At 44.9% G+C, this 19,838-nt stretch carries 18 protein-coding genes and 2 pseudogenes; 19 read left to right on the top strand and 1 reads right to left on the bottom strand.

The genetic code is table 11. From position 1 onward, the window contains the following. Positions 1 to 457: 457 nt before the first annotated feature. Positions 458 to 1,330 (bottom strand): YitT family protein, encoded by an 873-nt coding sequence (locus JCM19039_RS03915; protein ID WP_042397660.1) that lies wholly within the window; start codon positions 1,328 to 1,330, stop codon positions 458 to 460. Between the two features lie 103 nt (positions 1,331 to 1,433). Between JCM19039_RS03915 and JCM19039_RS03910 the strand changes: the two genes are divergently transcribed. From JCM19039_RS03910 to JCM19039_RS03830, 19 genes and pseudogenes are all read left to right on the top strand, one after another. Further along, the gene (locus JCM19039_RS03910; RefSeq protein ID WP_042397796.1) at positions 1,434 to 1,778 is read left to right on the top strand and encodes a nucleotide pyrophosphohydrolase; all 345 of its coding nucleotides are present in this window, start codon (positions 1,434 to 1,436) and stop codon (positions 1,776 to 1,778) included. Continuing rightward, the gene (dapB, locus tag JCM19039_RS03905; protein WP_042424035.1) at positions 1,775 to 2,557 is read left to right on the top strand and encodes a 4-hydroxy-tetrahydrodipicolinate reductase; all 783 of its coding nucleotides are present in this window, start codon (positions 1,775 to 1,777) and stop codon (positions 2,555 to 2,557) included. Before JCM19039_RS03910 ends, dapB begins: the two co-directional genes overlap by 4 nt. 17 nt (positions 2,558 to 2,574) lie before the next feature. Continuing rightward, positions 2,575 to 2,982, top strand: a complete 408-nt coding sequence (gene mgsA / locus JCM19039_RS03900) for a methylglyoxal synthase (RefSeq protein ID WP_042424032.1) — start codon at positions 2,575 to 2,577, stop codon at positions 2,980 to 2,982. Between the two features lies 1 nt (position 2,983). Further along, a complete protein-coding gene (gene bshA / locus JCM19039_RS03895; RefSeq protein ID WP_042424029.1) occupies positions 2,984 to 4,123 on the top strand; it encodes an N-acetyl-alpha-D-glucosaminyl L-malate synthase BshA in 1,140 nt (379 codons plus the stop codon). Then, on the top strand, positions 4,110 to 5,228 hold the full coding sequence (locus JCM19039_RS03890) for a hypothetical protein (protein WP_042424027.1): 1,119 nt from the start codon (positions 4,110 to 4,112) through the stop codon (positions 5,226 to 5,228). Before bshA ends, JCM19039_RS03890 begins: the two co-directional genes overlap by 14 nt. Next, positions 5,218 to 5,580 (top strand): biotin operon repressor, encoded by a 363-nt coding sequence (locus tag JCM19039_RS22960; RefSeq protein ID WP_193744134.1) that lies wholly within the window; start codon positions 5,218 to 5,220, stop codon positions 5,578 to 5,580. Before JCM19039_RS03890 ends, JCM19039_RS22960 begins: the two co-directional genes overlap by 11 nt. Further along, the gene (locus JCM19039_RS22955) at positions 5,577 to 6,182 is read left to right on the top strand and encodes a biotin--[acetyl-CoA-carboxylase] ligase (protein WP_081834310.1); all 606 of its coding nucleotides are present in this window, start codon (positions 5,577 to 5,579) and stop codon (positions 6,180 to 6,182) included. The genes JCM19039_RS22960 and JCM19039_RS22955 overlap by 4 nt, the downstream gene beginning before the upstream one ends. Before the next feature lie 178 nt (positions 6,183 to 6,360). Continuing rightward, a pseudogene (gene panB / locus JCM19039_RS03880) lies at positions 6,361 to 7,177 on the top strand (3-methyl-2-oxobutanoate hydroxymethyltransferase). Further along, entirely contained in the window at positions 7,174 to 8,013 is an 840-nt protein-coding gene (gene panC, locus JCM19039_RS03875) for a pantoate--beta-alanine ligase (protein WP_042424024.1), read from the top strand. Before panB ends, panC begins: the two are co-directional and overlap by 4 nt. Before the next feature lie 16 nt (positions 8,014 to 8,029). Next, on the top strand, positions 8,030 to 8,782 hold the full coding sequence (locus tag JCM19039_RS03870; RefSeq protein ID WP_042424022.1) for an exonuclease domain-containing protein: 753 nt from the start codon (positions 8,030 to 8,032) through the stop codon (positions 8,780 to 8,782). After that, positions 8,725 to 9,231 carry a DEAD/DEAH box helicase gene (locus JCM19039_RS03865; RefSeq protein WP_307190153.1) on the top strand — a complete coding sequence of 169 codons (507 nt, stop codon included), beginning with the start codon at positions 8,725 to 8,727 and terminating at the stop codon, positions 9,229 to 9,231. Before JCM19039_RS03870 ends, JCM19039_RS03865 begins: the two co-directional genes overlap by 58 nt. After that, complete coding sequence (locus JCM19039_RS03860; protein ID WP_042424016.1) at positions 9,219 to 10,799, top strand: helicase C-terminal domain-containing protein; 1,581 nt, start codon at positions 9,219 to 9,221, stop codon at positions 10,797 to 10,799. Before JCM19039_RS03865 ends, JCM19039_RS03860 begins: the two co-directional genes overlap by 13 nt. Position 10,800: 1 nt before the next feature. Then, positions 10,801 to 11,604, top strand: coding sequence for an amidohydrolase family protein (locus JCM19039_RS26310; protein WP_052398494.1), 804 nt, complete (start codon positions 10,801 to 10,803; stop codon positions 11,602 to 11,604). Then, positions 11,601 to 12,107, top strand: a complete 507-nt coding sequence (locus JCM19039_RS26305) for an amidohydrolase family protein (RefSeq protein ID WP_052398493.1) — start codon at positions 11,601 to 11,603, stop codon at positions 12,105 to 12,107. The genes JCM19039_RS26310 and JCM19039_RS26305 overlap by 4 nt, the downstream gene beginning before the upstream one ends. A 15-nt stretch (positions 12,108 to 12,122) precedes the next feature. Then, entirely contained in the window at positions 12,123 to 12,602 is a 480-nt protein-coding gene (locus JCM19039_RS03850; RefSeq protein ID WP_042424013.1) for a hypothetical protein, read from the top strand. Between the two features lie 118 nt (positions 12,603 to 12,720). Next, complete coding sequence (asnS, locus tag JCM19039_RS03845; RefSeq protein ID WP_042424010.1) at positions 12,721 to 14,010, top strand: asparagine--tRNA ligase; 1,290 nt, start codon at positions 12,721 to 12,723, stop codon at positions 14,008 to 14,010. Positions 14,011 to 14,085: 75 nt separating this feature from the next. After that, positions 14,086 to 14,772 carry a DnaD domain-containing protein gene (locus JCM19039_RS03840; protein WP_042424008.1) on the top strand — a complete coding sequence of 229 codons (687 nt, stop codon included), beginning with the start codon at positions 14,086 to 14,088 and terminating at the stop codon, positions 14,770 to 14,772. A gap of 19 nt (positions 14,773 to 14,791) precedes the next feature. Beyond that, positions 14,792 to 15,429 (top strand): annotated as a pseudogene (gene nth, locus JCM19039_RS03835) (endonuclease III). A 20-nt stretch (positions 15,430 to 15,449) separates the two neighbouring features. Then, entirely contained in the window at positions 15,450 to 18,971 is a 3,522-nt protein-coding gene (locus JCM19039_RS03830) for a dynamin family protein (RefSeq protein ID WP_042424006.1), read from the top strand. Positions 18,972 to 19,838 lie beyond the last annotated feature (867 nt).

Below are 19,838 nucleotides of genomic sequence, written 5' to 3'. Positions count from 1 at the left end.
CTTTTGCTAACTAGGCGTCCTAATGGGCATCCCCCACCTTATCGACTCTCCGGGTTTTCTAAGTAAAAGCCCGAGGTCACTAAAAGAAGTGTGTAGCTTTCTTTATAACTCACTCATGCGAGACATCCTGTCCAACCCATTTCGGGTATTCATTTTCCAAGTTTTCATCGCCTTCGTCGTAAGATCGAAGGGCTCGGCCGGTCCTCCGCGGTTGGTGATTTTGAACCACCGATGTTGCCGTTGTACTCTGGAGTGCCTAGAAAACACGGTGGGTGATTTTTAGCCACCGATGTTGCCGTTGTACTCTGGAGTGTCTAGAAAACACGGTGGGTGATTTTTAGCCACCGATGTTGCCCTTGTACTCTGGAGTGCAAACTTCAACCTGTAGTGAGGGTCAAGCACAAACAGGGCAAACTAGGAAGATCTAACGTTCAACTAATCTAGATGAACTTTAACGTTATTGATACGGTCGTTTTTCATCATCGAGTGTAAAGCCTTCTCCGGCAACATCTTGTACGTTAGAAATGGTAATAAACGCGTGGGGATCGACGTTTTCGACGATCGCCTTTAGTCGAACGGTTTCATTACGGGCGATTACACAATAAAGAACTTCCTTTTCTTTGCCGGTATATGAGCCTTTTCCTTGCAAGATCGTTGCGCCTCGCTCCATCTCCATGAGAATAGCGTCGGCTACAGCGCCAGTATTTTCAGAGATAATAAATGCCGCTTTGCCTGAATAAGCGCCTTGCTGAATGAAATCAATAACTCTAGCGGCTACAAATACGGCAACGAGGGTGTACATTGCTTGACGGTAGTCTAAGTAAATTAATGATGCGGTAATGACGAGTGCATCAAACATAAACAGTGTTCTACCCATGCTCCATCCGAAATACTTGAAACCGAGTTTGGCGATAATATCAGCACCGCCAGTTGTACCCCCATAACGAAAGACGATGCCAAGACCTGTTCCAATGAACACGCCTGAAAATAATGCGGCGAGCGTCAGGTCATCTTGTAACGGAAGCTGAATCACTTGAACTGCTTGAAATATCCATAGAAATAATGACAAGCCGAGTGTGCCGATAATTGTATAAACGAACAAGGTACGCCCGAGCACTCGGTAGCCTAAAATAAACATAGGTATGTTGAGTACAATATTTGATAAGGCAGGGTCAATCGTCCACACGAAATAAAGAATCAGAGTAATTCCGGTAAATCCCCCATCAGCTAAACTGTTTTCCATGTTAAAATAGACGAGTCCGAATGATACGAGCGCACAACCGAGCAGAATGAAAAAGATCCGCTTTGTATGTATGAGTATGTTTGCCACAGAGCTTCCTCCTACTTTCGGTATTATAGACGTTCATATTATAGTGGAAAACAAGACGAGGAGCAAATCTGCTTCAGTCTACACGATGCGAATGGGTGATACGATGACGTTGAAAACGATGAACGATATGCAAGAAGATGTGGATCGTTATATTGGGCAGTTTAAAGAAGGGTACTTTTCCCCGCTGTCGATGCTTGCGCGGATGACCGAAGAAGTCGGAGAACTTTCTAGAGAAATCAATCACGTATACGGCGAGAAGCCAAAGAAAAATGAAGAAGCCGACAAGAAAATCGAAGAAGAAATGGGCGACATATTGTTTGTGCTCATTTGTTTTGCAAACTCTTTAGATGTGGATTTGTCAGAGAGCTTTGACGAAATTATGCACAAATTTAATACAAGAGATAAAGATCGTTGGACACGCATTGAAGAAAGTGAGGAATCAACATGATACAAATTATACTAGCAGGACCACGAGGCAAAATGGGCAGTGCTGCGCGGCAATTGATTGCGAACACTGCCGAGTTTGAGGCGGTGGCGTATGTAGACCGAAAATCAAAAGAAGAGTCAGGGTTTGACCCAGAAGGAGTTCCTTTATATACAAGCATTGAAGAATGCTTTAAAGATGATGTGCGTGCGGATGTATTCATTGATTTGACGACACCAGAATCAGCTAAAGAAAACTTAAAACAAGCGATCGAATACAACATTCGTCCTGTCATTGGGACGACAGGTTTTAGTGAACAAGAAATTGATGAGTTGCGTAAGCAAACGGAACAAAAAGGCTTGGGGGCGATGATTGTCCCGAACTTCGCGATCGGAGCGGTGCTCATGATGAAGTTCTCACAAATGGCAGCGAAATTTTATGAAGATGTCGAGATTATTGAGCGTCATCATGATCAAAAACTTGATGCGCCTTCAGGAACGGCGTTAAAAACGGCTGAATTAATCTCCCAAGTGAGAAACGAGAAAAAGCAAGGGCATCCTGACGAACAAGAAACGTTAGACGGAGCAAGAGGTGGCATGTACCAAGGGATGCCGATTCACAGCGTTCGCCTGCCAGGACTTGTCGCCCATCAAGAAGTGATTTTTGGGGGCAATGGTGAGACATTCACATTGCGTCATGATTCAATCGATCGTTATTCGTTTATGCCAGGTGTGAAACTGGCAGTCGAGACGGTTATGTCGGCAAAAACATTGATTTACGGTTTGGAACAAATCATTGACTAGTTGAGGGAGATGTACTCATGAACATTGCACTCATTGCCCATGATAAGAAAAAAGACGATTTGGTTGACTTTGCCATTGCGTACAAACACATTTTAAAAGAGCATGTGTTGTTTGCTACAGGAACGACGGGAATGAGAATTACCGATGAAACAGGTCTTTCCATACAGCGATATTTATCAGGTCCCCTCGGTGGTGACCAACAACTCGGTGCACGTGTGGCAACGAATGGATTGGACTTGGTGCTTTTTTTTCGCGATCCACTAACTGCACAACCTCACGAGCCAGATATTGCAGCGCTCATTCGATTGTGCGATGTTCATCAAGTGCCAATTGCGACGAACATGGGAACTGCAGAAATATTAATTAATGGCATGAAAGACGGTCGCTTTACATTTCGTGAAGTGATGCAGAAAGAGGAAGGGTAGCATGCGGCCGTTAAAAATTGGGATTACGTGTTATCCGACGGTTGGCGGGTCTGGTGTCGTGGCGACGGAGCTGGGCATTCGTCTTGCTGAACGGGGACATGAAATCCATTTCATTACGTCCAGCCTGCCGTTTCGACTACAACAAGTTCACCCAAACATTTTCTTTCATGAAGTGGTTGTCAATCAATATCAAGTGTTTCGCTACCCTCCCTATGATTTGACGTTAGCCAGTAAGATGGCAGAAGTTGCTCGAAAACATGAACTCGACCTCTTGCATGTCCACTATGCCGTTCCGCACGCCATTTCTGCTTCTCTTGCCAAAGACATGTTAGGTGGGGATGTGAAAGTGATGACGACGCTTCACGGAACGGACATTACCGTGCTTGCAGAAGATCCGTCGCTCGCAAACATCATTGAACATGGCATAAATCGTTCCGATCAAGTGACGGCGGTGTCCGACTTTCTTGTAAAACAAACGTATGACATGCTTGATATTAAAAATTCAATCGACACCGTATATAACTTTGTCGATGAACGAGAGCTTGTTGACGTGAACCGTCATCTCATACGCGAGCAATTCAACATTCAAGATGACGAAAAAGTGATCGTACATATGTCGAATTTTCGCGGTGTGAAACGCGTGGATGATGTAATTCGTGCTTTTGCGCTCATTCAGAGCCAAGTGAAAAGTAAACTCTATCTGATCGGTGACGGTCCAGACCGACATGTGATGGAGACACTCGTGAAATCTTTAGGGTTAGATGATTGTGTATTCTTTTTAGGAAATCAAATGCAAGTGTTTCAACTTTTGGCAATCGGAGATGTGAAACTGCTACTATCTGAAAAAGAAAGCTTTGGACTGGCCGCGTTAGAAGCAATGAGTGTCGGGGTTCCAGTCATCGGTGCAAACATCGGTGGCATCTCCGAAGTCGTCGTGCACGAAGAAACGGGCATCATTGTGCCTGTGTACGAATACGAGCAGGCAGCTGAAGAGGCCGTGCGATTGCTCGCGGATAAAGAAACTTGGCAACGATACTCAGCAAATAGCAGAAAACGAGCGCTTACGAACTTTAGTAAAGATGTGATTGTCCCACAATACGAAGCACTATATTATCGGATGTTACAAGATGCCTGCCATTAATCACCCGTTTCAGCCGTTGTTTGCCCTTCTTCGAGCGGATGAATTTGAAGTGTACGTCGTTGGCGGTGCGGTGAGAGATTGGCTACAAGGAACGTGCCCAAAAGATGTTGATATGGTAACCAATGAACCGCTGTCAACTTTGTATGAGCGGATTGAAGGAGCGGCACTCATTGCAACAAAAGTGCCGCTCCTTCATTTTAAACGAGACGTGTCGGTCGATGTAAGCCAATGGGAAGGGACAAACATCGTCTCTCATCTACGGCAACGTGATTTCACAATGAATGCGATGGCTATTGACGTTTCGGGGAATGTCATTGATCCACTAGATGGTAAAAGAGCACTCGAGCAAAAAACCATACAGCTTGCTTCCCTAAAAAGCTTGTATGCAGATCCAGTCCGTATTTTACGTGCGTTTCGTTTCAGGTCGGCATCCGGGTTTATCATTTCTGTGCAAACGATGAAAGCCATTCACACGGAGAAATACAAACTGCGCGATGTTGCAAAAGAGCGGATCGGTTTGGAAATGAGGAAAATAATCACGAGCTCAAATGCAGAAGCGGTTCTTAATGAACTAAATCATGAACACGTGTTGCCGTACATTTTGCCCGAGTATACGAAAACAAGCGCCCTCTCGTTTTATGGTGTAAAAGAGGAGTGGGAGCGGTGGCTGCTTTTGTCTGATCAATGGAAAGTGGATATGACCCCCGTCTTTCGAAAATGGGGACTGGCTACATCTGATGTACATGCGTATCACATGCGGCATCGGTTGATGCAAGGCGTACGAACACACGCACCGTCTAAACGAGACATTTACACATATGGGGTGCACGTACATCTGCAAGTGGACCGGCTAGTGAGCGTTGTAGATGAGCAGTTCACTTCAAGAGAGGAACAAATAAAGCAATTAGGAAACCTTATCCCCATCGAGACACGAATGGATCTTTTGTTACAACCTAAAGAGTTATTGACTCATTTTCAACGTACACCCGGTCGTTGGCTCGGACACATGATGGAGCGGTTGGAGAGCGAAGTTGTTGAAGGAACATTAAAAAACGATAAACAAACCTTATGGCAAAGGGCAAAGGAGCTGGATGATGAAGACTAAATTGCTGGAACTGCTTGAAGATGCCAATCGAACGTACCGTTCAGGTCAAGAAATTAGCGATCATTTGAACGTATCAAGAACGGCGGTGTGGAAGCATATTGAATCATTACGCCAAGAAGGATATGGGATTGAAGCGGTACCTCGTCGTGGCTATCGAATTGTTTCACGTCCCAATACGCTCAATGAGTCTGAAGTGCGAAAAGGGCTTAATACGAAGCATATCGGTCAATATGTCCGTTATGAGCCTGTCGTCTCCTCTACACAAGATGTGATGAAGGAATGGTACAAACAAGGGGCTGTGCACGGGGCAGTGGTTACGACTGAAGAACAAACGAGCGGCAGAGGCGAATGAGCCGACCTTGGCAGGCCCCTCAATCCAAAGGCATTATGTTCTCGTTACTCGTAACCCCGCACCTTCCACTTCACACGGCTCCCCAACTAACATTGGTGACGGCTGTAGCTGTTGCAAAAGCGTGTGAAAAGGTAGCGAATGTGAGTGTGAGCATTAAGTGGCCGAATGATTTGTACATCGGTTCAAAGAAGATTGCAGGCATTCTAACAGAGGTGCAAGCTGAAGGAAGTCGTGTGGAAATGATGGTTGCGGGCATTGGATTGAATGTGAATGAAACGACTCAAGAGATGGTGGAGAGAGGTTTGGAGCAAAAAGCTTCTTCGCTATACATTGAGACGAAACAATCTTGGAATCGAAAGCAATTGCTTCAAGAGATCTTTTCCGAGTTTGAACACGAGTATGAACGTTGGATCAACGAAGGGTTTCAAAGCATTCGTAATGACTGGGAAAGGCGGGCGTTGCTTTACGGTCAGACAGTGACGGTGACGGATCAGCACCGTGTCGTTAAAGGTAAGATGGTTGGCATTACAGATGATGGTGTTCTTAGGTTAGAAGACGAGACCGGAGTTGAACGGCTCATTTATAGTGGGGATCTACAATAGAACCGTGCGTTTGTTTTTGCTATACTGAAGGTGTATGAAATGACGGCATCCACTACGGAGCTGTACATGGTTTACCGGTAATTGTAAGTAGTAAATCTGCCTTGATCACTGTTGACAGGGACGGAGGGAACGCTATGATCCATCAGACGCTCCCTCTAATTATGGGAGGGAGAAGACAATGAAGCAAACGATTGATTTTTTGAAGATGAAGCAAAATGAAGAAATGATTTCTATGATGACGGCTTATGATGCACCAACGTCGAATCGTTGAAGAAGCAGACGTGGATATGATTCTCGTCGGTGATTCTGTTGGCATGGTTGTGCACGGTTATGACGGAACACAACCTGTAACGCTAGATGACATGGTTTTGCATACCCGTGCAGTACGGCGAGGGGCAAAGGATACGTTTATTGTAGCGGATTTGCCGTTTATGACTTATCATGGGTCCATAAGTGAGACCGTAGGGAATGCGCGAACGATGATCCAACAAGGCGGAGCTCATGCGGTAAAGCTCGAAGGATGCACCGATTTGATGGTGGAAAGTATCCAGCAATTAACCGCAGGAGGTGTGGCAGTCATGGGTCACCTCGGCTTAACGCCGCAGTCAAGTACTGTACTCGGTGGTTTTAAAGTTCAAGGTCGTAGCCAAGAAGAGGAGGCACGGATCGTGGCCGAAAGTAAGCGAATTGCTGAAACCGGTGCATTCGCACTTGTATTAGAGTGCGTACCTCAAGTCGTCACGAATCGTGTTCGAGAAGCCGTTGAGATTCCGGTTATTGGCATTGGCGCAGGAATTGCTGATGGGCAAGTGCTCGTCTTCCATGATTGTGTCGGACTAACCACAGGTAAACTGCCGAAATTCGTGAAAACTTACGCCAACGTTTATGATCAGATGAAAGAGGCGGTACAGCTGTATCATCATGAAGTGAAAACGGGTGCTTTTCCAACGGAAGCCCACACGTTCTCAGCAAGAAAACAAGGGGCAAAACAATGAAAATTGTCCGTTCAAAGTTAGAGTTTCAACAAACTCGTAGCCGGTTGCAAGGAGTCGTTGGTCTCGTGCCGACGATGGGAGCCCTTCATGAAGGTCACCTATCTCTCATTCGTCAAGCCAAGCAAGAATCCGATCAAGTCGTCGTTACGATTTTCATTAACCCTTTACAGTTTGGTGAAGGAGAAGATTATGAGACGTACCCCCGCACCCCGGAAGTGGATTTAGAGAAAGCTCAATCTGCGGGCGCGGACGTTGTTTGGCTTCCAGAAGTTCATGATCTTTACGAGCAAAAACAAATCATGATGATCGATGTGGGTGAATTAGGCGAAGAGCTTTGTGGGAAGAATCGCCCTGGCCATTTTAACGGTATGGCGACGGTTGTGATGAAATTTTTACAAATCATTCGTCCAGATCGTGCTTATTTCGGTCAAAAAGATGCCCAGCAGCTTGCGATCATCAAGCAAATGGCTACCGATTTTCTAATCAATACTACGATCGTTGGTGGTCCGACCGTTCGAGACCACGACGGCTTGGCCTTATCTTCAAGAAATCAATATTTAACTGAACAAGAACGAAAAGATGCACCAGAGCTTTACCAAACGCTTAGAAAAGCTGTCGCTGAATTAAAAGAAAACAAAAGCCGAAAAGACGTACTAAAAAGAGTGACGGATGCGTTAAGCAATATGGAAGCAAGCGTGGAGTACGTTGAACTAAAAACATTTCCAACTCTTCAAGCGTCAACGAATGAGTTGCCGAGTGGTGAGTACGTACTAGCAGCTGCGATTCGCTACTCAAAAGCTAGGCTGATCGATAATATTATTTTTACTGTGGAGTAATGGGTAGGAGGATTTTATGAATGTAGACCGTTATGTCGTAATCGATGTAGAAACGACGGGCAACCGTCCGACAGCAGGAGATCAGATCATAGAAGTCGGCATGACGGTGATCGAAAAGATGAAAGTGGTGCATACGTTTTCCTCGCTCGTCTATTCGGACCGTAATATTCCACTTTTCATTGAGCAGCTGACAGGTATACGAAGCGAGGATCTTCAAGACGCTCCGTCATTTGAAGCGATTGTACCCGAGCTTCTCCAAGCATTGGACGGAAGTTGCTTTGTCGCTCACCGCGCAGATTTTGATTTGCAGTTTATTAACGTCGCCCTTGAAAATGCGGGCTATGCACCTTTTGAAGGTCCAGTTTTGGACACGGTAGAAATGGCTCGCATGGTGTATCCGACACTCGATAGCTACCGGTTATCGGCGATTGCACAACATTTTTCTTTCGGTCATAACGCCCCACACAGGGCGGGCAGTGACGCTCATGTGACTGCAGAAATCCTCATAAAAATGGAAGAGAAGCTACGCTCATTACCAAAAGCAACCGTCATGAAAATGGAGCCATTTACAGCGGGGATGAGTTCCGGATTACAACAGTTGGTGTACGACTGTTTGAAAGACGCGCGCGAAAAAGCACCGGACCCGAATGTTCAGTATTTACGTAGCTTTCCGGTAAAGCATATCGAGTTTGAGTTGGAAGGTTCTGTGAAATCCGGGCCGTTTTCTGGAGATTCATTTTACGGGAAAGAAGGTCATTACATCAAGTAATCCCCAATTATGAGCCTCGTGGCTCGCAACAACAAATGGCTGAAGCGGTTTGGCACGCGTTTGAAAACGAACAACACTTACTCGTTGAAGCTGCAACCGGTACAGGTAAAACGATGGCTTACTTATATCCAGCATTCGTAAAAAGTGTTGAGGAGAATTTGCCAGTCGTCATTGCGACCGATACGATTGCCTTGCAACAACAGATTCTTGAAAACGATGTACCTAAGTTGGAGCGAGCGCTAGGGACAACGGTAAAAACAGCTCTCTTAAAAGGGAGAGACCATTACCTATGTGTGCAGAAGTTTGAACATTTCCTGGAGCGTATGCCTGCCCACTATGATGAGCAGCTAATGGCTTGTCAACTACTCGTATGGCTTACTGAAACCGAAACTGGCGATGTAGAGGAACTGAATTTGCCGAGTGGAGGGCGAGCACTTTGGATGAGCTAAAGAGTGACCCGCATACGTGTGTCGGTGCGGAGTGCGCGTATTGGCACCAGTGTTTCTATTACAAAGCGTTGGAGCGCGCAAAGACGGCTCAACTCATTATTACGAATCACGCCCTTTTGTTTGCTGATCGTTTTTCAAGGCATCAACTGCTTCCTGAATTCCAGTATGCGATCATCGATGAGGCTCATCAAATTGAGGAGACAGCAGGTCGACATCTCGGCCGTCGCTCAAGCTATCAAGCTCTCGTTCGTTGGACGGGTCGGTGGGGACTTCAAGACCGAGAAGGGCTGTTCAATGAAATTGAGTTGGCCAATCGGACTGAAGATCCAAAAGCGTTGTCGAGTGAATGGCTAAAGAATCGTAAATCAGAACTTATCGGATTGCAACAAGAATGGTTGCAGTTATTTCATCAACTGCAATCCGTCGCAAGCGGGTCTGTCGATCCGGTCGTTCGTTACCGACCTGCTCAATTTCAAGGTCGTGGGGTTGAGGATACGATCAGGCGGGTTGATCTGCTCGTTGATCAAACGTTCCACTCTTGGAACCAAGCCATTGAAGCGTTAGATGAAAAAGACCGTGAGCAAGTGTTATGGAAAAAGGTCCGGCATTTGCTAGATGATCTTAAAGATGAGCATGATCAGCTTTCATTTCTACTCGTAGAAGAGCACGAACAGCATGTGTATTGGATGGAAACCGATCGTGATAAACGAGCAGATCGGATTCGTTTATCCGAAAGGCCAGTCCAGATCGGCAAGCAATTAGATGAACAACTCTTTACGTGTACAAAAAGCATCATATTTACATCCGCTACTTTGACTGTAAAAGGCTCCTTCCAATACATGATGGATGAGATTGGCCTCACGAATGATCAAACCGATACGCTCGTTGTAAAATCACCATTTTCCTATGAAAATCAAGCAGAATTGCTCATACCAAGTGACTTTCCTGATGTTAAAAATGAGGAACAGTTTGTGAGTAGCGTCACTGAGTTCATCTCCATGCTCACAAGTGCTGTTAATGGACGCATGCTCGTCTTATTTACCTCTTATGAAATGCTCCAAAAAACGTATGAACAATTAAAGCCGTATATCGAGGACCTAAACTATTCCATATTCACCCAAGGAGCAAACGGCGAGCAGCGTGGGAAGCTCATCAAGAAATTCAAAAAGCATGAACGCTCCATTCTTATGGGCACGAGTACGTTTTGGGAAGGGATTGATTTGCCTGGAGACGACGTGTCTGCCCTCATTATCGTAAGACTACCGTTTACGCCGCCGAATGACCCGGTATATACAGCAAAAGCAAATGAGCTTAATAAAAACCGCAAAAACTCGTTTATGAATCTAGCGATTCCAAAAGCCGTCCTCCGATTTAAACAAGGGTTTGGTCGATTGATTCGTACGAGCACAGACCGAGGGCTTGTGTTTGTTCTTGACAAACGTTTAATCGAGGCGAGGTACGGCAAAAGTTTCATCGATTCATTGCCAAACGTACCGGTCACATACACCGGTACGGACAAAGTATTGGACATTGCTAACGATTTTTACGCTGAAAAAGGAGACCGATAAAATGAGTGATCTCGTGATAAAAGATACGAGCATTATCGACGGCGAGACAGTCATTGAACGAGGGTATGTGGTAATTAGAGAAGGGCAGTTCCAAGAAGTAGGAGCTGGTGACTATGAAACGAATTCGAACACACGTACACATGTGATCAGTGGTAAAGGGAAAATGATGATGCCTGGGCTTGTGAACACACATACCCACTCACCGATGACCCTTCTTCGAGGTTGGAGCGATGACCTTGAGCTTGAAAGATGGCTCAGTGAGAAGATCTGGCCCGCTGAAGCACAAATGACCGAACAGATGAGTGAAGCGGGGACGAATCTTGCTCTAGTCGAAATGATTCGATCCGGCACGACGATGTTTTCGGATATGTATCACTTAAACCGTGAAGGCACAGCAAGAGCCGTAGAAGAAACAGGCATGAAAGCATTGCTAACACGTGGAATGATTACGATGTTTGATAGTGCTAGTGTGGCAAGCGAGAAATTGCACAAAGCGGTCGACTATGCAAAACGGTGTAATGCCTCACCGACGGAGCGTCTGAAAGGTGGGTTGTTCCCACATGCGGTATATACGAACCGTTTCACATTTTTAGAAGATGTGAGGGAAGCGGCGACCAAAGAGCAATTGCCAATCCAGCTACACATGAGTGAAACAAAAAAAGAAGTCGCAGACCACTTGCGGACGTATGGCATGCGTCCCGCTGAACATCTTCTTACTGGGGGCATTTTGTCAGAAGGCGATTTGCTCGTGCACGCGGTCCATGTGGATGAGGACGAAATCACGCTAATGAATGATAAAACGTGAACGTTTCTCACAATCCATTGAGTAACCTTAAACTCGGGTCGGGCATTGCCCCGATCCCACACATGCATCGTCGAGGCGTTGGGATCTCGTTAGGGACGGATAGTGCAGCATCAAACAATACGTTGGATATATTTGCAGAAATGCGTCAAGCGGCTATGCTCCATAAAGGAGCTTTGCAGTCTGCTGAAGTCATTTCCAGCCAAGAGGCGTTAAGGATGGCTACAGTGAACGGTGCTAGGGCTCTTGGCTTTTTAGATAGCGGGTTCATTCAAGCGGGGTACGCAGCGGACTTCATTATGATTGATACACGCTCTGCACACCTTCAGCCGCTCACGATTGATCCAGCAACACTCGTCTACGCTGCAGGCAAAAACGATGTGAGCGACGTGTATGTGAATGGTCGTCCACTAATGACGAACAAAGAATTGCTCACGATTGACGAAGAACGAGTCTTGTATGATGCCAATCGCGCGAGAAAACAGTTGGTTGAATCGAGCAACTAAGAGGGGGACGTCTGTATGTTAAAGATTGGTGCGATTAGTGTAGGTGCTGTTGTGCTCGTATTGTCAGGCGTGCTTTTCGGCGTTCATTCTTCAGCATTCGGCGATATAAATGACACGAAAAAAGAGATGGAAACCCGCATAATGCATGAAGATGAAGTCGCAAACGTCGTGTATTTTGACCATCATTACGGGGACGAGAGGACGGCGAATGCGCTTGTTGATCTTCAAGACTCTCAGCAAGAAGTATGGATGTTTAATGAAGCCTACGAGCGCTTTGACCGGATCGCCGCTGATCAATTTATAACGAAAGAACAGGCGTGGAGCGTTGTCGAAGAAGAGGCGTCTTCTATTGATGAACAACGAGGTGTCACACTCGGTTTATTGGACGGATCGTATGTATACGAAGTCATTTATATTGATGAAGAAGACGGTCACATTTATCATTATGTAGATGCCGAGTCAGGAAGTACGAACCAAGTATTAAGACTGCCTTAAATCGGGAAATTCAACATCTTCGCTTGAAGTTCGACCGCTCGTCTCGTAAACTAGATAAGTAATGAATTGAGATGTGTATCAATGAAAACAGATGGAATTTTGAAGGGAGTTACCGTACGTGAAACCTACGATTCACAGCATCGGTCAATTTGAAAGCCAAGAAGTGACACTCGGTTGTTGGCTGAGCAATAAAAGATCCAGTGGAAAGATTGCTTTCCTACAACTTCGAGATGGGACAGGCTTTATTCAAGGCGTTGTCGTTAAAAGCGAAGTCGGAGAAGAATTGTTTCAACAAGTTAAAGGGCTTGGGCAAGAGAGTGCTCTCTATGTGACAGGTCAAGTGCAAAAGGATGATCGTGCCCCGAGTGGCTTTGAACTCACCGTCACAGGTGTGGAAGTAATTCAAGAAGCGGTTGACTATCCGATCACACCAAAAGATCATGGAACAGAGTTTCTTATGGACCATCGTCATTTGTGGATTCGTTCGAGCAAACAGCATGCTGTTCTTAGAATTCGCGATATTATTATTCAAGCGACGCATCGCTTTTATCATGAGAATGGATTTACGAAAGTGGATCCACCCATTCTTACTGCGAACTCAGCAGAAGGGACAACGGAGTTGTTCCATACGAAGTATTTTGATGAGGATGCATTTCTCTCGCAATCCGGGCAGTTGTATTTGGAAGCTGCAGCGATGGCTTTTCAACGCGTATACTCGTTTGGACCAACATTTAGAGCGGAAAAGTCAAAGACTCGTAGGCATCTCATTGAATTTTGGATGATTGAACCAGAGATGGCGTTTTGTGATCACGAAGAAAGCTTAGAAATTCAAGAAGCGTACGTCACGTACATTGTGGATGCGGTACTTCGTGAGGGTAAGATAGAGTTAAAAACACTTGAGCGCGACATCGCTCAGCTTGAAAAGATTCGTGCACCATTTGCACGCTTGACGTACAGCGAAGCGATTCAACGTTTACAAGATAAAGGTTATGAGATCCAGTGGGGAGAAGATCTCGGGTCACCGCATGAGACAGAGCTTGCGAACCAGTTTGACACGCCAGTGTTTATTACACATTGGCCAAAAGAGATCAAAGCGTTCTATATGAAGCCAGACCCTGAGAATGAAGATTTGGTTCTTTGTGCTGACTTAATTGCGCCAGAAGGTTACGGGGAAATTATTGGGGGTAGTCAACGAATTGATGATTATGAACTGATGGATGAACGATTCAAAGAACATCAGTTGTCAGAAGATGCATACCGCTGGTATAAAGAGCTTAGACAATACGGTAGTGTTCCTCATTCAGGATTTGGACTCGGATTAGAAAGAACGGTTGCTTGGCTTAGCGGAACAGAGCATGTTCGTGAGACGATTCCATTTCCACGTTTGCTAAATCGTTTGTATCCATAAACCGGATACTCCCATCTCCTCGTCCGCCGGAGGAGATGGTTTTTCAAAGAGGTAAGGATGTAAGAGGTGAAACGAATGAATAAAAATGTCATGATTGATTTGCTGGAACAAGGTCAAGTATCTATTCCAGTTGTGTTTTTAGATTACTACGATGCACTAGGCATCCACGAGAAAGACATGATGCTTCTGCTGCATTTGCATCGAGAAATCCAGCAAGGGCGTGCATTTCCTACGCCAGAACATTTAGCGAGAAAGATGTCACTGACCGTCTCCCATTGCCAAGAAGGGTTAGGTCGTCTCATGAAACGAGGCGTATTAGCGCTTGAGAAAAAAGAAGATGACGGCATTATGTTTGAAATGTATAGCTTGCGCCCGTTTTATGAAAAGATTCTTTACTACCTTGAATCGGAACAAACCAACCTAGAAGTGAATCAAAGTGGAGAGCTGTATCAACTGTTCGAAAACGAGTTCAGTCGGCCACTTTCACCGATGGAATCTGAAACGATTGGCGTATGGATTGACCAAGATCATTATTCAATGGAAATGATTAAAGCTGCATTAAAAGAAGCGGTGATCTCCGGGAAATTAAATCTCCGTTATATCGATCGAATTTTATATGAGTGGAAGCGAAGTGGCATCAAAACACCAGAACAAGCACACGCACACAGTGAAAGCTTTCGACAAAATAAACGAGCGGAACCGGCAGGAGCCAAAAAGACAAGTGAACCGTATCCGACATATAATTGGTTAGAGTCAGATTGACAGATGAGGGGAACCCTTTATGCTATCGAATAAACAAACGACATGGGCGATGGAGCAAATTGAACAAATGTACCCAGAAGCGGAGTGTGAACTCACACATACGAATGCTTTAGAGTTACTTGTTGCTGTAATTCTTTCCGCTCAATGCACCGATGCCTCGTAAACAAAGTTACACCTGGACTGTTTTCAAAATACAAACGTCCAGACGACTATCTGCAAGTACCACAAGAAGAATTAGAACAAGATATTCGACGAATTGGCTTATTTCGAAACAAGGCAAAAAACATTCAAAAAATGAGTCAATCTTTATTAGATCACTACGGTGGTGAAGTGCCTGCGGACCGCGATGAGCTCATGAAGCTTGCCGGGGTTGGAAGAAAAACGGCAAATGTAGTAGCGTCTGTCGCATTTGATTTGCCTGCAATCGCTGTAGATACCCACGTAGAGCGGGTATCCAAACGATTAGGCATTTGTCGTTGGAAAGACAGTGTTTTAGAAGTAGAAAAGACTCTTATGAGGAAGTTACCCGAAGAAAAATGGTCAGATAGCCATCATCAATTGATTTTTTTCGGTCGTTATCATTGCAAAGCAAGAAACCCTCAGTGCGAAACCTGTCCTCTTCTAGAGATTTGTCGAGAAGGGCGTAAACGAGTCTAGTGACAACAAGGAGGAAGTGTATGAGTACGATCGATGGTGGCTACAGCATCGAAGAGATAAAACAAATGTTACCGTTTGGCAAACCTGAAGAGGAGCGCTTAGCGCGAATTTCTAGCAAGCTTGCTGGGGAACCGAAGTATTCGGTCGCAATTTGTGGCCATTTTTCTGCGGGTAAATCAACGCTAATCAATCAATTGCTCGGAGCAGCCCTGCTGCCATCGAGCCCGATCCCGACGACTGCCAATATTATGACAATTCTTGGTGGACCGACCGCCCAGATAAAAGCGGTTCAAAGCGATGGGCAAGTGAGTCACTTTAAAAATGAAATTCCGTGGGACAAGCTTCAAGAGATGGCGGTTGATGGTGCGGGTATTGAAGAAGTCGCTCTCACATTGCCAGTGCCGTTTCTTTCGAACAAAGTAACAATTGCCGATACGCCGGGCATGGATTCTACAGACCCTACCCATGGGAAGTATACAGCTGATCAGCTCATTACAACGGATGCAATTATCTATGTAACTGACTACAATCACGTTCGTTCGCAAACAAACATTGAGTTTCTCAGGCAAATCCAGCGGGAAAATAAGCCGATTGTCATTGTCATTAATCAGATCGATAAGCACAATGAAAGTGAATTATCGTTTTCCATTTTTTATCATGGCCTAAAAGATATGCTCCAACGGTATGGCATACATCCGGTGGCTATTTATACGACCACTTCGAGAGATGAATCTCATAAACATAATCAATTGCCACTGTTCGTTCAACAGATTCGTTCGTGGTTATATGAAGGCCAGTCATTAATTGATGATGCCAACGCCCGCATGGTGGAAAGTGCCGTTTCTTCGCTACGAGAACGACTACTCGTTGACCGTGATCAAGTGACAATCCGAATGCGAGAAGCGATGAAGAACGAAGGTTATCATCAAGAAGATCATCAACGGTATTTCGCTTTAGTCAAAGTGGGTCAAGAAATTGAACAACAATTAGATCAAGAAATCTCAGCACTCGTTCATACGTTACAACAATTCTACAAACAAACCAACTTGTTCCCTCATGACACGACGTCTGCAGCGAATGACTGGTTGCAAGTCGTTGACGGTTCGTACAAATTCGGATTGTTCGCAGGGAAAAAGAAAAAGTTGATCGTGGAACAACAATATTTTGATAAGATGATTCGGTTAATGAATGAGCGCTACGAGTCGGAAATTCGCTTTTATTTGCTTCAACAGTTTAGCAAATTAGAGATGCCTAAACGCGTTCGAGACGATCTTATAGAGCAGGTTGAACAATTGCATTTGCCGGAATCGATCGAGTGGTATAGAGCTTTTGTGACGACGGGCGAAAAAAGTAATCAATACATTTATCAGCTTACTAAAGAGATCAATCAAGCAATTATTCAAGATATCAAACGTTCCCTTGAGCCAATTGTAGAGCAACTCAGGTCATTATACCCTGAGCGTAAGGGACAACTAGAGCAGCAAAATCAGCAGGATTTGCAACCATTTCAGCGTCTTCATGAACTACAGCAATCGTTTATGGCAGAGGAACAAACAATCCAGTCGCAACTGAACACGGTCCAACAACGACTACAAACGAGTGCTGCCGCTCATTACGAAGAGAAGATCGAACGTGCGCTAACAGCACATACCGACTTATCAGGTGTTGATGAGTCGATCGAGGTGAACGATTCCAATGCGGTATTTCAAGAGGATGCTAGAGAGCAAACTGCAGACGTATCAAGTGAATCTGTCCAAGTAAAGCCACTGTTCGCACTCGATTCGCTCCGAGGCGACTTGGCAGCGTTTGAAGATGTGCTTTTTGAAAAAAACGAACGAAACAATATCTTAGCATTCATCGATCGCCTGGAGAATCGACCGACGTCCGTCGTTGTTGCGGGTGCGTTTAGTGCGGGTAAATCAACGTTTATCAACGCACTTTTGCAAAGGGAACTCATGCCAAGCTCTCCCCATCCAACGACGGCTTCCTTAACAACTGTGAGCGCACCGAGCGGGTCGAACCGACCAGAACAAGTTCGTGTTCGGATTAAGACGAGAGCGGACTTAGATAGTGAAATCGCACACGTCTCGTATTTGTGCAACTTAACGTACACACTTGAATCATTGAAACGAGCTGAAGGTTTGTCAATTAAGAAGACGGATACGCTCGAAGAAAAGCAATGGGTAGAGTACTTACGTGCATTGCAAATGGGTGTCAAAAAAGAACAATACGAATGGGGAAGCACGATTGTTATTTCGCTAACGGAATGGCAAGAGATGGCCGTAGATGAAGCAAAAGCTTGTTTAATTGATGTTTCACACGTCTATGTGCATACCGCTTGGACAGATGCAGGCTATGAACTGATTGACACGCCTGGCGTGCAGAGTGTGCATGAGCGCCACACTGCACTTGCAATGTCAGAGATCGAAAAAGCCGATGCTTTTATTTATGTGACTTACTACCACCATGCGTTCTCAAATGCTGATGAACAATTCATGAAAAAGATTAAAACCATTCAGTCTCCAGACTATTTGCTTATTAACGCGAGTGATCTCGCAGCTGACGTTGGAGAAAAGCAAGCGGTTATGACCCATGTGCGTGATCAACTTCAAACCCTCGGTTTCCCTCATACAGACGTCGTACCCATCTCTAGTAAGCGCGCACTTGAAGACTACACGGATGAAGAAGGGATTCTTTCATTTACTCGACATTTTGAGAACGGTTTGAAACCGGTGCTAAGAGCTCGACTCGATGAGGAATTGGAAGCGTTGCTTAGAGCGCATATTGTAAAGTTATCCGAGTGGCAGGAATGGATGGACCAACCAGAAGCCGACCGAAAGCAAAAATCACAAGCTTTTCGACAACCGGTTCAACAGAAGAAAGATGAAGGAGAACAGGCTATAAGACAACTAGAATCTGAAGATGTAGAAATTCGTGCCTTCGGTGTGTATGCGCATCGTCGTCTATTCTTACGTTTTGCCGATCACTACAAGTCAATCATTTCTGCGAATGTTGGCCAACAAGAAGGCCGCAAAGAACAATTGCAAAAAGGGTTGAACGAGTGGATGGAAGTAGCAGAAAACGACTGGCAAACCGCTTTAGAACAAGAGTGTGAGCGTCTATATACAGTTTCGAACCAGCGACAACTGCCCATAGACTTACGAGAGCATCTAGACTTTTCACTGCAGTTACGAGGAACATTAGAAAGTTTCTTTAATGAAATAAAGACTCTGAAAGTAAAACCGAGTTTTGTTCATGATCAAGAAGGGGAGCAGTTTAAGCAGCGTATTTTAGAACGAACAAAAGAAGCGTTACGTACACGACTCGACGAAGCCGTTGAGCAATTGCGCGATCTGTGGAGCGAGCGGGTACACCTTGCAAATGAGGAACTAAAGCAAGACATTGAACGGGTCATGAGCGAGAATGAAGCATGGATGGAGCAATTGCAACACCCACAACCCGATTTGACACGAGTGCAAGAAGAACTCCAATCTCTCCAATCTCACCTCGTCGCACGAGATCAAGAGTATGCCCATAAATGATGCTGTAAGTAGAGGAATAGAGAGTCCACTAAAACGTTGTCCTTTACAGGGCAACCGGGTTTTTAAAATGGTTTAGCACGAGCAGAATTTTGCTCATACACAGTCTACTCAAAAGTCGTGATCCGTGCATGTTGAGGTAATGAAAACCCTTAAACCATTTGTTAGGATTTCCATCTAACGTCCGCTTTCTTTTCACGAAGTAGGCAATTCGAGCGTTTTTTACAGGCAAAAGGCAACATCGTGTCGTCATGACTCATGAAGAACTCCGGTCAATTTCGCATCGACTCTGTAGGTGCCGATGGTTGCTAGCCCTTGAGATTTATGGCTTGGTATTTTTCCATCTTTGAAAAGACGTGATCGGTATGCTCTGTGTCATCATACAGAAGAAAGAGCAAGCTACTTTCTCTGGCTCTTTTATGTAACAATCCGTCTTTCAAATGGGACAATTTAAGACGCAAATCGGCTCATAAATGTCTACTTGTGACCATTGGTTGAGTTTATGAGACAATTCAAGTTAAGAATGACGAATCTTGCTCGATAGATTGTCTCAAAAAGTGATATTTGAGGCATTTTATACTCACCTGTTTTTAATAAAACGGTAGATCGTAGAGCGTATGTCTTCCTTTGGCTCGTAGACACAGGGAAAACAAATGGAGCCGAATGGGCATCTAATGTTTGCTTTATCGTCTGAACTACAGCCATCTGCCTTTAGTGGCAATCAAGCATACAGCCCGATTTAGGAAATATAAAGTTCAACTTATATACATCGTGTTATCAGGGTTTTAACAGAGAATTGTTCTGCTTTCCCGATCTACAACTGATTTTTTAGTAAACGGATAAAAAAACCGCCCGTAACGGGCGGTTCGA

Source organism: Geomicrobium sp. JCM 19039 (assembly GCF_000698145.1).
Taxonomy (GTDB): domain Bacteria; phylum Bacillota; class Bacilli; order Bacillales; family Marinococcaceae; genus Geomicrobium_A.
The sequence above is the reverse complement of the archived record's forward strand: the minus strand, read 5'-3'. Positions and strand labels throughout refer to the sequence as shown.